Below are 13,310 nucleotides of genomic sequence, written 5' to 3' on the forward strand. Positions count from 1 at the left end.
CAACGCGCCGCTTCCATTTCCGCAGCGGTCGGGCAGCGACGTCGTTCTTGTCACAATGATCGAAAAGGTCTGCCGCCGAGCTCGCGCGGCGCGGGTCGGCCTTTGGCGAAGCAGCGCGCGAGACGGAGTTGGAGGCCGGCTCGCGGCGTCGAGCCGGCTCCGTGGGACGGTCGCCGCTCGTCAGGACGGCCATCGAGGATGCGACCACCGGCTTTGCCGGCACGGTGCGCGCGCGATTCGGGCGCCGCAGCCGGCGCTGCGCCCAGATCAGCACGCCTGTGATCAGCAGTGCGAACAGCGCGATCGAGATCAGCACGTTGGCCGCGCTGCCGATCAGCGACCAGTTGCCTTCGTGCAGCAGGCGCGGCCAGTTGCGCGGCAACGCGGAGAGCCCGTCGGACGTCACGGCATAGGCCCTGAGCTCATCGTCCTCGATGATCCTCGCCATCATCCGCCCGCCGCGATTGCCGATCGAGTTGACCGCCGAAAGGTCGTGGTCCCTGGAGACGATGCTGACGGCCTCGGTCAGCGAGATGCGCTTGGCTGCGGTGGGCGGAGCGCTGCCTGCGAAGGTCAGGCCGAGCTCGAGACAGAGTCCGGTGAGCGGGCTGAGCAGAATCAGAGGCAGCGTGAACCAGGCCGCGCCCTTGTGCCAGCCGGACAGCGTGTTGCGCAGTCGCGGCAGTCCCATCAGGATGCCGATGATCATGATGGTGACCATTGCGATGGTCGAGATCAGGGTGAGGCCAGGGATGCCGATCAGATGCTCGTGGGTCCTGCGCGCCCACAGGAAGACGCTCGCCATCGCGGGCTTCTCGACCGCGGCGCCGGTCGTGATGTCGACCTCGGCGCCCGGCGTACCCTGCAAGGTGAGGTGCTGTGTGGACGCATCGATCGACAGGCCGCGTGCCTTGCCGTCGGGATCATGCTGCTTGATCAGCGCGATCACGCGCGCCGGATCGACGCTCTGCGGCTTGACGGCAGCGACCTGCGCCATCGGCTCGAAGGAGAGGATCAGTCCGGTCACGATGATGACAAGCAGCGGCAGCGCGAAGACGAGGCTGATCCAGCGGTGAAGTTTGAGCAGAAGCTGCTTGTTCATGATCGTCTCCAAGTATTCGCCAAGTGATCGTCGAGTGATCGTCACACACACGAACGACGCGGCGTGACTGTTGTCCGCAGGCGCTCACTCCGTAGTTTCAGATCGTTTCTTGCTGGACGACGCTGCGAGATCAGTCCGCCGCCGTTGCGCTTTCATTAGCCGAGCGCACCACTCATACGAAAGGAGATAACTATTAATTTTAGGTCATGCGCCGTTTGATCGGCGTCAATGCGGCGAAAGCAAATCGGTGTCTATGCAAATGATGTCAATTCACGACTGACGTTTCTCGGTGACCGGCTGAAACGAGATAGCGGCGGTATCTCAGGATGACGCGCTCATCTCGGACTTCAGCGCGTCATTGTGAGAGGCCCTTGGCGATGCGCTTCGCTTCTCACGTCGGTGTCGCACTGATCCGCAGTCTGTCGCTGTCCGATGCGGAGAACACCGCGATCCCCGGCGGCACTGCGCGCCGACGCGTCAGGGCGATTTCCCTGGCGACACAATGCCCTTCAGTCCGGCGCGCTCAGCAGCGGCGCTGACGAGGCCAGACGACTGGATCTCGGCCGTGAAGCTGCGCAGGAAGTCGAGCCCGGCGTCGCGGCCCCTGGGGATCGCGATGGCGTGGCGCTCCTCGCCCCAGCGCCCGTCGAGCACGCGCGATCCTGGCACCTGCTCGGCGATCTCGAACAGCGTCGCCTTGTTGGTGGCGAAGGCATCGATCTGGCGGCTCGTCAGCATGGCGACCGCATCCTTCAAGGTCGGCGCCCGGACCAGCGTCGCGTTCTTCAGCTCGCGCCCGAGCGTCGCATCCGACGTGCTGCCGGTCGTGACGCCGATCTTGCGGCCGCTCGCGTCGACATCGCCGGCGTCGGAAAGCGGGGAGCCGTCGGGCACGAGATACCCAAGCTCGATCTCGAGATAGACAGGACCGAAATCCATCTCCTTTGCGCGCGCCGGCGAAGCATTGGTGAAGGCGACGTCGACCGCGCCGGTCTTGACGGCCTCGAGCACCTCGGCGTTCTTGGCGAACACGACCGGCTCGTAGTCGACATGGAGCTGGCGCGCCATTTCCTTGCCGATGGTGTAGCCGACGCCGCGGGGATTCTCGGTCCCGTCGGGCAGGATCGATGTCGGCGTGCCCGGATAGAGTCCCGCGCGCAGATGTCCGGTCGGCGCGAGAGTGCGTGCCACGTCGACATCAGCGGAATAGCTTCGAACCGGAGCGAGCGTCGCGCACGCGACGAAAGCGACAATGACGGCCTGCCTCAGGATGGTAGCTGCGCAGTCCATCGGTCGCCTCGCTGATATCAGACTGATTCGGTCAGTTCGCTGCCGGCTTCGCCATCGAGCACCTGCTGGAGACGCGTCTTGTCGAGCGCATTTTCCCAGCGGGCAATGACGATGGTGGCCACGGCGTTGCCGATCAAATTCGTCGGCGTCAGCCCCTGCGACATCAAGCGATGAACGCCGAGCACGAGCGCGACACTGGCGACCGGAATCGTCCCAGTTGCGGCGAGCGTTGCGGCCAGCACGACGAAGGCGGCGCCGGCGATACCGGCTGCGCCCTTCGATGTCACCAGCAAAATCAGCAGCAGCCCGATCTGGTGGCTGATGTCGAGATGAGTGTTGGTCGCCTGCGCCAGGAACACCGCTGCGGTCGCAAGATAGAGGCAGGTGCCGTCGAGATTGAACGAATAGCCGGTGGGGATGACGAGGCCGACGATGCTGCGCTCGCAACCGGCCGCTTCGAGCTTCACCAGCATGCGCGGCAGCACGGTCTCCGACGACGTGGTCGCGATGCAGACCAGCACCTCGTCTCTGATGTAGCGGATCAGCTTCCACAGGCTGAAGCCGGTGAGGGCGGCAATGGGGCCGAGCACGGCGGCGATGAAGATCAGACAGGTGAGATAGAAGCTGCCGAGCAGCAGGCCGAGCTTGGCCAGCGAGCCCAGGCCGAACTTGCCGACGGTGAAGGCGATGGCGCCGAATGCGCCGAGCGGGGCCGCCCACATCACGATCCGAACGACACCGAAGATCATCTGGCCGGCGACATCGATCACGTCGGTCACAGGCTTGGCGCGGTCGCCGAGCCAGATCAGCGCAAAGCCGCACATGACCGAGATGAACAGCACCTGCAGGATATTGCCCTCGGCAAAGGCGCCAACGAAGGTCTGCGGGATGATGTTGAGCAGGAACGGCACGAAGCCGACCGCAGCGGTCTGCTTGACATAGGGCTCGATGGTCGCGGAGTTGATGGTCGCCGGGTCGATGTTCATGCCGACGCCGGGCTGAAACAGGTTCACCGCGGTCAAGCCGATGATCAGCGCCAGCGTCGTGATCGCCTCGAAATAGATCAGCGCCTTGATCGCGACGCGGCCGACCTTGGCCATGTCGGCCATGTGGGCGATGCCGTTGACCACCGTGCAGAAGATGATCGGCGCGATCAGCATCCGGATCGCCTTGATGAAGGCATCGCCGAGCGGCTGCATCTGGGCGCCGAGATCCGGCTTGACGGCACCGAGCAGGATGCCCGCTGCCATCGCGATCATGACCTGGACCCAAAGCTCCTTCCACCAGCCGCGGCGGGCGCCTGCCTTGCTGTCGGCGGTGAGGGTCGTGGCAGTCATGATCGGTCCTGTCGCTGAAGGGCTCGAAGTTGCAGCTGGCGGTGACTCAGCTCTTGGGCTCGAACTTGAACAGCCGTTCGGGATTGCTGACAAGCAGCTTTCGCTGCATGGCCGGATCCGGGGCGTAGAGCGGGATCAGATCGACCAGATCACCATCATTGGGCATGATCTTGACGTTCGGATGCGGCCAGTCCGTGCCCCAGATGACGCGATCGGGCGCATTCTCGATCAGTTTCCGGGCGAACGGCACGGCGTCGTGGAACGGTGGTCCGGAGGCCGAGGCGCGCTCGGGACCGGTGATCTTGATCCAGCACTTGCCGTCGCTGGCCTGCAGGTCGAGCAGCGCCTTGAACTCGGCGTCATCGATGCCCTTGGCGGCGCTGATCGTGCCCATGTGGTCGATCACATAGGTGACCGGCAGCGCCTTCAGGATCGGCACGAATTCCTGGATCGTCCCGGCCTCGAGATAAATGTCGACGTGCCAGCCGATCGCCGCGACGCGGTCCACCAGGGTGCGGAAGACGTTCATGTCGCCGACGCCGCCGAGGCGGCGGAGGAAGGCGAACCGGCAGGCGCAGATGCCGGCCTTGCCGAGCGCCGTGAGGTCGGCGTCGGACATCGCCGCGTTGATGTTGGCGACGCCTTTGTAGTTGCCGTTGCTCTGCGCGATGGCGTCCGTGACGACGCGATTGTCCGTGCCATGGACGGTGGCGTTGACGATGACGGCGCGTTCGACACCGATCTTGGCATGGAGCGCCCGGAACATCTCCAGCGATGCGTCGGGCGGCGTGTAGGGGCGGGTGGGCGAGAACGGATAGGTCGAGGCCGGCCCGAAGATGTGCGTGTGGGTATCGACGCTGCCTGGCGGCGCCTTGAAGCTCGGCGTCCGGGTGGCCGGATCGGGACCGGGAATGCTGGGGATCTTGCCCTCTTGGGCAGCAACTTGCGCAGGGACGGCGCCGAGCACCGTCGCCGCTCCCAGTCCGGCCATGGTGGCCAGCAGATCTCGTCTCATCATCAGAGCGTCCTCCTCGGAATGGCCGTGGTCGCGGGCAGGCGTTGCCTGCCAGGCTCCGGCATCGTTCGTGTTTGCTATCGTCACGCCACGATGGAGAGATCAGGCGACCTCACAACGTGGCGTCGTGATCATGGCGTGCTCCCGATCCGGAGCCGTGTGGCGTCCGCATTGCAGCGGGGCAGCCGACCGCCGTGATCCCAGTCAGTTCCTGGGTTCGAGGATGTTGCAGCCTCTGGAGCATGACAAGAAGCATTGGGTGAACGGTCAGTTCGCTTGTTTGGACAATGCTCTGCAGTCCAACTGCCAACGTTGCTGAGACCCTCCGTTCGAGCTGCGTTGCAGCGCGACTGGGCGAGATGGGCTGCTCTTCAACCAGTCTGCGAGAAGGCAGCCCGAGCGCGCCGATCTGCGGAATTGTTCGTGCGACGGAAAGGTGAGTTGCGTCAACGCCGTGGCGTGCGTTTTGGTCATGCGCCGGCAGCTTCAAGCGCCGTTGTGAAGACCGCATGCGCAATGCTATGCGACAGCAAAGAGAGGCGTGCGGGCGCCGAGACGCTGCGCGGCTGTCAGCTCACAACAATATCGGGCAAAGGAAACACCATGGTCGACGCGCTCATCATCGATGCCTGCAGAACGCCGCGCGGTATTGGCAAGGCCGGCAAGGGCGCGCTCGCCGGGCTGCACCCGCAGCATCTCGGCGCCACGGTGCTGCGTGCGCTGGCCGACCGTACCGGCATCAATACCTGCGACGTCGAGGACGTCATCTGGGGCTGCTCGTCGCAGCGCGGTCCGCAGAGTGGCGATCTCGGCCGCATGTCGGCGCTCGACGCCGGCTACGACATCCGCGCCTCGGGCGTCACGCTCGATCGCTTCTGCGGCTCCGGCATCACCAGCGTCAACATCGCAGCAAGCTCGATCATGGCCGGGCAGGAGGACCTCGTCGTCGCCGGCGGCTGCGAGATGATGTCGATGGACGGCCGGCGCGGCGAGGGGCCGCTGATGATGGACGCCGGCAATCTGCATCTGCGCGCGCTGCATCCGCAGTCGCACCAGGGCGTCTGTGCCGACGCCATTGCCACCATGGAAGGCATCACCCGCGCCGACGTCGACGCGCTCGGGCTGGAGAGCCAGAAGCGCGCGGCGGCTGCGATCGCGGCCGGACATTTCAGGAAGAGCCTGGTGCCGGTGCATCGCGAGGACGGCAGCCTCGCGCTCGACCACGAGGAATACCCCCGGCCGCAGACCACCGCCGAGGCGCTGGCCGGGCTGAAGCCGGCGTTTCCGGCGATCGCCGACTACGCGCTGGACGAGAAGGGCACGACGTATCGCAACCTGATCCTGCAGCGCTATCCCGGCCTCGAGATCGAATTCGTGCATCACGCCGGCAATTCCTCCGGCGTGGTCGACGGTGCGGCGGCGATCCTGCTGGCGTCGCCGTCCTATGCCAAGGCCCATGGCCTGAAGCCGCGGGCACGCGTCGTGGCGATGGCCAATATGGGCGATGACCCGACCCTGATGCTGAACGCCCCGGTGCCGGCGACGCGCAAGGTGCTGGCCAAGGCCGGGCTCAAGCTTGATGACATCGACCTGTTCGAGATCAACGAGGCGTTCGCCGTCGTCGCCGAGAAGTACATCCGCGACCTCGAGCTCGACCGCGCCAAGGTCAATGTGAACGGCGGCTCGATCGCGCTGGGACATCCGATCGGCGCCACCGGTTCCATCCTGATCGGGACGCTGCTCGACGAGCTCGAGCGGCGCGATCTCAAGCGCGGCCTGGTCACCATGTGCGCGGCCGGTGGCATGGCACCCGCGATCATCATCGAGCGGGTCTGAACGGTACATCTCCTCGATTTGAGGTGCGCGCCCGTTGCGGAGATTCCCGCGGCGGGCGCCGTCGTCTTTACTCCGGCAATTTGTGATTTTGGCGGTGGCGCAGTTGAGGCGCAGGATCGCGCGAGCCGCGGCGGTTCCACTTTCCGGACCAGTCAACCACGTTTCGACCGGAAAGGAATTCGCGCTTGTTCCGCTAGTTGCGACGGGTTATTGCCACGGCGAGGCCTCATCTTAGAAGAAACGGCTCTCCGTGCTGTCGACGCTGTCGCATATCATCGATCGCAAGGCTTCGAACCGGGTGGTCACGCGGCTGCGGGCACTGCTGCGCAGCAATGAGTTCTACCTGATACCGCTGGCCCTGGTGATCGGCGTTGCGACGGGTGCGATCGTGACGGTGATGAGCCTGATCGCGCAAGTCGCGCATGTGGTCATTTACGGCATCCCGATCGATGTCCGGCTCAGCGCTCATACCTGGGTCAACCCGGTGGTCGCCCTGATCGCGCCCGCCTGCGGCGGCCTTGCGCTTGGCATCATGGAATGGCTGCGGCGGCGCTGGAAGATCGCGGCCGCGGTCGACCCCGTCGAGGCCAATGCGCTGCGCGGCGGACGGCTGTCGATGCGTGACAGCATCGTGGTGAGCGGCCAGACCCTGGTCTCCAACGGCTCCGGCGCATCGGTCGGGCTCGAGGCCGGCTACACCCAGATCGGGGCCGGCGTCGCCTCGCTGCTCGGGCAGTATCTCACGCTCCGCCGCAACGATATGCGCCTCATTCTCGGCTGCGGTGCGGCCGCCGCCATTGCGGCCGCCTTCGGCGCGCCGATCACGGGGGCGTTCTATGCCTGTGAGCTGATCGTCGGCGTCTACTCCGTCGGCAGCGCGGCGCCGATCCTGGCGGCCTCGCTGGCGGGTGCGCTGACCTCGCAATATCTCGCCGGCGCGCCGTATTCGCTGGAGGTCGCCAAGGTCGGCGCGGTCGGCTTCGAGCAATACATCGCGCTGTTCGTGCTGGCGCTCCTCGTCGCCGGCATCGGCATCGTGGTGATGCGTGCCTCGCCGACGGTCGAGCGGCTGTTCGTCCGCATTCCGGTGTGGCTGCGCCCGGTGATCGGCGGGGTCTGTGTCGGCGCCATGGCGATCGTGACGCCGCAGGTGCTGGCGGCAGGCCACGGCGCAATGCTGCTCGACCTGCATCGCGAGATGGCGGTCGGCATGATCGCCACCATCATCGTGCTCAAGCTCGCCGCCTGCCTGATCTCGCTGGCCTCGGGCTTCCGCGGCGGTCTGTTCTTCGCCTCGCTGTTCGTCGGCAGTCTGCTCGGCAAGCTGTTTGCGGGCCTGCTCGCGCTGGCCGGCCTCGGGCTCGCGATCGACCCGCTGGTGGCGATGCTTACCGGCATGGCGACGCTCGGTGTCGCCATCGTCGGCGGACCGCTGACGATGTCGTTCCTGGTGCTGGAAATGACCCGCAGCGTCGACGTCACCGCCGTTGTGCTGGCCGCCTGCATCGTGACCTCGGTGTGCGTCCGCGTCCTGTTCGGCCACTCGTTCTCGACCTGGCGCCTGCATCTGCGCGGCGAGACCATCCGCAGCGCCAACGATGTCGGCTGGCTGCGCAACCTCACGGTCGAGCGGCTGATGCGCTCCGACGTCGGGAAGGTGCCGACCACGACGAGCATCGCGGCCTGCCGGCGCGAGTTCGCGCTGGGCACGCGCCAGGCCGTGGTGGTGGTGAACAACAGCGACGATTATTGCGGGCTGGTCTCCTTGCCCGATTTGTTCTCGGGCGAATTGGATTCCATTGCCGACGAGATCCAGGTGGTCGAGCTCGCGAAATATTTCGATGTCGCGCTGTTGCCCGAAATGAACGTCAAGACGGCGATGAAGATCTTCGACGATTCCGGCGCCGAGGTGCTGGCCGTGCTGGAGTCGGAGAACAGCCGCAAGGTGATCGGCTTCCTGACCGAGTCCTTCGCGCGCCGCCGCTATGTCGAGGAGATCGACCAGGCGACGCGCGGCGTGCTCGGGGCGCTGTCGTGAACGCGTCCCATCGCCGCGACGCGTGATCCCTGGGCCGGCACCAGGGCAGGCTGACGGCCGATCGAGACGCGTGAGGACTGCATGACGAGACGGATGAGCACGGCTATCGTGGCCGCCTTGAGCGCGCTGGTGACGGCTGCGGCGACAGCACAGCCCGCGGTGCTCAAAGGCAAGGACGCGTTCGGCAGCTGGCAGGGCGATGCACCGGGCACGATCAGGCTGATCCGTCCCGAAGACCTGCCCAAACCGGGTGCGACAGCGTCCGCAGCCAACGTCTCCCGAGTGGTGCAACGACCGGCCTCCGCCGTGCCGAAGGTCATCGACGGTTTCAAGATCGCGCTGTTCGCCGAGGGGCTGAGCGGGCCGCGCATCATCCGCACCGCGCCGAATGGTGACATCTTCGTCGCCGAGACCCGGGCAGGACGCGTCCGCGTGCTGCGCCCGAGCGAGGACGGCAGCAAGGTCGCGTCGAGCGAGATCTTCGCCGGCCGGCTCGGCCATCCCTTCGGCATTGCGTTCTATCCGAGTGCCGATCCGCAATGGGTCTATGTCGCGAGCACCGAGCGCGTCATGCGCTTTCCCTATCGTGCCGGCGACATGAAGGCGCATGGGCCGCTGCAGGTCGTCGTGCCCGATCTGCCGGCCGGCTACGGCCATTCGACCCGCGATGTTGTCTTCACCAGGGACGACAAGCGCATGCTGGTGTCGGTCGGCTCCGTCGGCAATGTCGGCGAAGCGCTGGGAGAGCCTGCCGGCGGAATCAGTGCCTGGATCAAGGCGCATCCGCTCGGCGCGGCCTGGGGCGGGGAGGCCGACCGTGCCGGCGTGCTGGCGTTCGATCCCGACGGCAACAACCGCAGCCTGTTCGCCACCGGCATCCGCAACTGCGTCGGCCTCGCCATCCAGCCCACGACCGGAACGCCGTGGTGCTCGACCAACGAACGCGACGGGCTCGGCGACGATCTGGTGCCGGACTACGTCACGCGGGTGAAGGAGGGCGGCTTCTATGGCTGGCCCTGGTACTACATCGGCGACAACCCTGACCCGCGCCATGCCGGCGAGCGCCCGGACCTCAAGGGCAAGATCACCATGCCCGACGTGCTGCTGCAGCCGCATTCGGCCTCGCTCGGTCTGACGTTCTACGACGGAAATCTGTTCCCGCCGGAGTATCGCGGCGACGCCTTCGCGGCCGAGCACGGCTCGTGGAACCGGTCCAAGCGCACCGGCTACAAGGTGATCCGGGTCAGGCTCAAGGACGGCGTGCCCACCGGCGAATACGAGGATTTCGTCACCGGCTTCGTCCTCAATGACCGCGAGGTCTGGGGCCGGCCGGTCGGCGTCACCGTGGCGCGCGACGGCAGCCTTCTCATTTCCGAGGACGGCAATGGCACGATCTGGCGCGTGAGCCGCTGAGCGCCGCACCACCACCTGTGACTCACTTCTTCGGCGCGCGGCAGTTGAAGGCGCGGCGGAAGCCGGCGGCGCGGGCGTCGTCCTCGGAGCAGAACCAGCGATCGGGCTCAGTGGTCGCCGGATAGCTCGGGCAGCCCTGCAGGTGATAGATGCCGATGTTGCCGGTGACGCGGGCGCGCACCGCGAACTTGCCCTTGATGCTGCAGCCCGGCGGCGCGCTCGGCGCGTCCGGGAACAGCACGGCACGGATCTCGCGGTCACGGTCGGTGCGGCAGGCGGCGCCGAGCAGGGCGCCGTCCTTCTTGTCGGTGCGGAACTCGGCCGGCGCGACGAAGCAGCCCTTCCAGAGTCCGCGCAGCGCCTCCTTGGCCGCGGCGACATCGTCCTTGACCCGCGCCTTCGCGGCCGGGTCGGCGCCGACGGCGAAACCTGCGCGCGCCATTTGCTGGTTGAGGCTGACCCTGTCGCCGTCGACGGTGCAGAGGCCGATCCTGCGGGTCTTGAGCGGCTTGTCCGGACCGAGATCGTCGCAGCGCACCGCGCGGCCGCCGATCAGCTTGCCGAGCTGCTCGCGTGCCTCGACGCCACAGCTCCAGGAATCGGCGTGATCGTCGATGCAGAGCTGGTCGACCTCCGGCGCATCGATGCCGTCGAGCCGGAACACCGTGTCGCCGAGCTGGATCGTGTCGCCGCTGCGCACCGTGGCGCTTGCGGCCAGCGACGCGCCGGTCATGCCGGCTCCCAGCACCATGGCCCCACACAACGACAACAGCCGGTCTCGCAGCCGCATGCTTCCTCCCGCAATCACATTCATCAAATACTCGGCCGTAGTCCTATCACAGCGCGCGTGAGTCTCGCCAAGGGCGGCGCGGAACGGCGCCGCCGGACCGCCACCTTGCGCGGGGGGCGGCTGCTACCCATCTGACCGGGCGAAGGAAATCTTGCCATGTTGGACTTTACCTCCGATCTCGCCGGCGATGCGCTGTCGCCGTCGCGCGCGTCTGCTGCTGCGCCGGCCGACGACCGCGCGCTGCTCGACGCCTATTCCAATGCCGTCATCGATGTCACCGAGCGTGTCGGTCCTGCGGTCGTGCGTGTCGAAACCGGCCCCAAGGCTGGGGCGACCGCCGGCTCCCGCGGCGGGCTCGGCTCGGGCATCGTGATCTCGCCCGACGGCCTCGTGCTGACCAACAGCCATGTGGTCGGCTCCTCCAAGAGCATCCGGCTGCGCGACGTCGAGGGCGTCGTCACCGACGCGCAGGTGCTCGGCGTCGATCCCGACACCGATCTGGCGCTGCTGCGCGCCAACCACGCGCGCGACCTGCGCTACGCCGCGCTCGGCAATTCCAAGAGCCTGCGCCGCGGCCAGCTCGTGGTCGCGATCGGCAACCCGCTCGGGTTCGAATCGACGGTCACCGCCGGCGTCGTCTCGGCGCTGGGGCGCTCGATCCGCTCGGTGTCGGGCCGCATGATCGAGGATGTCATCCAGACCGATGCGGCGCTCAACCCCGGCAATTCCGGCGGCGCACTGGTGTCGTCGGCCGCCGAGGTGATCGGCATCAACACCGCCATCATCCAGGGTGCGCAGGGCATCTGCTTTGCGGTCGCGAGCAACACCGCGCAGTTCGTGCTGTCGGAGATCATCCGCCACGGCTATGTCCGCCGCGCCTATATCGGCGTGTCCGGGCAGACCGCGCCGGTGCCGCGGCGACATGCGTTGCTCGCCGGTGTCGAGAACAAGATGGGCGCGCTGTTGATGCAGATCGAGCCGGACGGGCCCGCGGCTCGCGCCGGCCTGCTGCCTGGCGACGTCGTGATCAGGCTCGACGGGGTCGAGATCAACGGCGTCGACGACCTGATCCGCGTGCTCGACCGCGACCGCATCGGCCGTACCATCGCGATGGACGTGCTGCGGCTGGGACGGCTGCGCGGCATCGACATCCACCCGGTGGAGCGCAAGCCGGCGGCAAGGCAGGCGTCTTAGCATTGCATTCGTGAGATGCTGAGCTGCAGCCACGACCACAGCTGTCGCCCCGGCGAACGCCGGGACACATAACCCCAGGGAGCAGTTTGAGGCAGGTGCGTCGTGAGCACCTCGCGCCACACGTCCGCCGCGGCGTATGGGTCCCGGGTCTGGCGCCGCGCCGCGCTGTCGCGCGTCACGGCTTGCCCGGGACGACAGCGGTGGGTGGTCGGATATACGCTTCAAACAGCGATTGGTATAAGGTCTCGTTCCCGCGGCGCGTCGCGCCCGAGTTCTGCGATCAGTTCGGTCCCTCCTGATAATGCAGAGGGCGCAGGGAATGCCGGGTGAAGGCCTCACCCATGGCCCGCCTGCTGAAAAAATGCAGGCGGCAGGTACCACAGGTGCTGCCGTAGCCGGCATTCCCTGCGCGATGGTCTTCACGCTTATACGCAGTCTCCCTGGTGCGCCGGGCTTGTTGGCCACCATTCGCGACAACGCTTGCGCATTGCGCGGGACACCAGCATCGGGGTGTCAGGACGCTGCGACTTCACGTCCGCAAGCGATCGTTCGTCCGCGCATCCGAAGACACACTGCGATCTCTCGCGGCCATCGCTCCCCGCCTCGCGTGTCGTGACGATCGCGCGCAACGCTCCTCCGCAGTGAGGCGGGATGCGCGCAGACAACCGCGATTTCTGGAAATACGCAGCATGTTTCTACCCGAAGTTCAAGGTGGCCATGGACCTTGCGGGACGCTGTCCGGAACGTCGGCTGGAGCCCAAATTCCGGACCGATGCACCGCTGGGCCCAAGACGGCTTGCTACACAGGATGGCCAGAGGGCGGCTGGTCAACGGTTAGCATCCACGATGATCTTAGCAAGCAACCACACTCCGAGACCAATGATCAGGATCGGAGCCAGTGGCCAAGGCAAGTTGAGAAGCGCCCAAAGCCCCCCTGCGAAGCACACGACCCCGCAAGCGACCCAGAAGCCTTCGATCCTGATGTCCATCTGCCAGCGGGCATACTCCGCCGCGAGGATGAGGATGCCAACACCCATGAGAAACCATTCCCAGGGCACCGGCACCAGCATGGCGATGCCGACCCATATGAAGAACACGGCCCAGGCAACGGCGTCGATCTGCCCGGCGATTTCGGTGGACGATCCGCGATTGAACGCTGGCTGGCTGTTCATGCCTTTCTCCATTTCGTCGTTCGAAGGAACGAGCAACCGAAGACCTAGAGCTTGGGTTGCATGGACCGGATCATGGCCTGCGCTGGAACAAGGGCGGCAACTCTCCCCGACCCGGGGGGCGCA

9 protein-coding genes and 1 pseudogene are annotated in these 13,310 nt (G+C 66.4%); 4 read left to right on the top strand and 6 right to left on the bottom strand.

Annotation, left to right across the window (positions count from 1 at the left end):
* Nucleotides 1-190 precede the first annotated feature (190 nt).
* From QX135_RS07695 to QX135_RS07710, 4 genes and pseudogenes are all read right to left on the bottom strand, one after another.
* Nucleotides 191-1,102 (bottom strand): annotated as a pseudogene (locus QX135_RS07695) (PepSY domain-containing protein); the annotation flags it as partial.
* Between the two features lie 477 nt (nt 1,103-1,579).
* The gene (locus QX135_RS07700; RefSeq protein WP_315737110.1) at nt 1,580-2,293 is read right to left on the bottom strand and encodes an ABC transporter substrate-binding protein; all 714 of its coding nucleotides are present in this window, start codon (nt 2,291-2,293) and stop codon (nt 1,580-1,582) included.
* A 116-nt stretch (nt 2,294-2,409) separates the two neighbouring features.
* A complete protein-coding gene (gene dctA / locus QX135_RS07705; RefSeq protein ID WP_316176728.1) occupies nt 2,410-3,729 on the bottom strand; it encodes a C4-dicarboxylate transporter DctA in 1,320 nt (439 codons plus the stop codon).
* 46 nt (nt 3,730-3,775) lie between these two features.
* On the bottom strand, nt 3,776-4,747 hold the full coding sequence (locus QX135_RS07710) for an amidohydrolase family protein (RefSeq protein ID WP_315799293.1): 972 nt from the start codon (nt 4,745-4,747) through the stop codon (nt 3,776-3,778).
* Nucleotides 4,748-5,347: 600 nt separating this feature from the next.
* Between QX135_RS07710 and QX135_RS07715 the strand changes: the two genes are divergently transcribed.
* The 3 genes from QX135_RS07715 to QX135_RS07725 all read left to right on the top strand — a co-directional run bounded on the left by QX135_RS07715 (nt 5,348) and on the right by QX135_RS07725 (nt 10,031).
* A complete protein-coding gene (locus QX135_RS07715) occupies nt 5,348-6,580 on the top strand; it encodes an acetyl-CoA C-acetyltransferase (RefSeq protein ID WP_316176727.1) in 1,233 nt (410 codons plus the stop codon).
* Nucleotides 6,581-6,830: 250 nt separating this feature from the next.
* Nucleotides 6,831-8,618 carry a chloride channel protein gene (locus QX135_RS07720; RefSeq protein ID WP_315737118.1) on the top strand — a complete coding sequence of 596 codons (1,788 nt, stop codon included), beginning with the start codon at nt 6,831-6,833 and terminating at the stop codon, nt 8,616-8,618.
* 81 nt (nt 8,619-8,699) lie between these two features.
* Entirely contained in the window at nt 8,700-10,031 is a 1,332-nt protein-coding gene (locus QX135_RS07725; RefSeq protein WP_316234016.1) for a sorbosone dehydrogenase family protein, read from the top strand.
* Nucleotides 10,032-10,053: 22 nt separating this feature from the next.
* Here QX135_RS07725 and QX135_RS07730 read toward each other — a convergent pair whose 3' ends face one another.
* Nucleotides 10,054-10,821 (bottom strand): thermonuclease family protein, encoded by a 768-nt coding sequence (locus QX135_RS07730; RefSeq protein WP_315773089.1) that lies wholly within the window; start codon nt 10,819-10,821, stop codon nt 10,054-10,056.
* A 156-nt stretch (nt 10,822-10,977) separates the two neighbouring features.
* Between QX135_RS07730 and QX135_RS07735 the strand changes: the two genes are divergently transcribed.
* Nucleotides 10,978-12,015 (top strand): S1C family serine protease, encoded by a 1,038-nt coding sequence (locus QX135_RS07735; protein ID WP_316176723.1) that lies wholly within the window; start codon nt 10,978-10,980, stop codon nt 12,013-12,015.
* An 827-nt stretch (nt 12,016-12,842) separates the two neighbouring features.
* On the opposite strand, the gene QX135_RS07740 is transcribed toward QX135_RS07735, so the two are convergent.
* The gene (locus QX135_RS07740; protein ID WP_315737124.1) at nt 12,843-13,187 is read right to left on the bottom strand and encodes a hypothetical protein; all 345 of its coding nucleotides are present in this window, start codon (nt 13,185-13,187) and stop codon (nt 12,843-12,845) included.
* Nucleotides 13,188-13,310: the final 123 nt, after the last annotated feature.

This window comes from Bradyrhizobium sp. SZCCHNR1098 (assembly GCF_032489375.1).
Classification (GTDB): Bacteria; Pseudomonadota; Alphaproteobacteria; order Rhizobiales; family Xanthobacteraceae; genus Bradyrhizobium.

Bases quoted from the DNA above. Each gene is read 5' to 3' on its own strand.
- dctA (WP_316176728.1), bottom strand. From the start codon at position 3,729: ATGACTGCCACGACCCTCACCGCCGACAGCAAGGCAGGCGCCCGCCGC.
- QX135_RS07710 (WP_315799293.1), bottom strand. From the start codon at position 4,747: ATGATGAGACGAGATCTGCTGGCCACCATGGCCGGACTGGGAGCGGCG.
- QX135_RS07715 (WP_316176727.1), top strand. From the start codon at position 5,348: ATGGTCGACGCGCTCATCATCGATGCCTGCAGAACGCCGCGCGGTATT.
- QX135_RS07725 (WP_316234016.1), top strand. From the start codon at position 8,700: ATGACGAGACGGATGAGCACGGCTATCGTGGCCGCCTTGAGCGCGCTG.
- QX135_RS07730 (WP_315773089.1), bottom strand. From the start codon at position 10,821: ATGCGGCTGCGAGACCGGCTGTTGTCGTTGTGTGGGGCCATGGTGCTG.
- QX135_RS07735 (WP_316176723.1), top strand. From the start codon at position 10,978: ATGTTGGACTTTACCTCCGATCTCGCCGGCGATGCGCTGTCGCCGTCG.
- QX135_RS07740 (WP_315737124.1), bottom strand. From the start codon at position 13,187: ATGAACAGCCAGCCAGCGTTCAATCGCGGATCGTCCACCGAAATCGCC.